Genomic DNA, 255 nt, shown 5'->3' with positions numbered 1-255 from the left:
TTGGCATTGGCTTCAATTTTTGTTCCATCAATAAAGATAGCTTCCGCATCAATCAACTCTTTTTCCACCAGCTGACAACGAAACTGGACGAAGCACTGACGCAATAGTTCTTTTACTTCTGGATTCACACGAAAACGGTTGATGGTACGATAACTGGGCTCATATCCCTGCGCAAGCCACATCATCCGCACGCTGTCCTTTAGTAATGCTTCGATTTTTCGGCCAGAGAATACCGACTGGGTATAAGCACATAAA

1 protein-coding gene is annotated in these 255 nt (G+C 43.9%); it reads right to left on the bottom strand.

Going from position 1 to position 255, the window contains the following annotated elements; genetic code table 11:
• On the bottom strand, window positions 1–255 hold a 255-nt coding region (locus KI343_RS19935), incomplete at both ends, for a transposase (protein ID WP_212928126.1).

Source organism: Oceanobacillus sp. J11TS1, assembly GCF_018333215.1.
Classification (GTDB): domain Bacteria; phylum Bacillota; class Bacilli; order Bacillales; family Amphibacillaceae; genus Oceanobacillus.
Note: the sequence above shows the minus strand (reverse complement) of the source record. Positions and strands in the feature narration are given on the sequence as shown.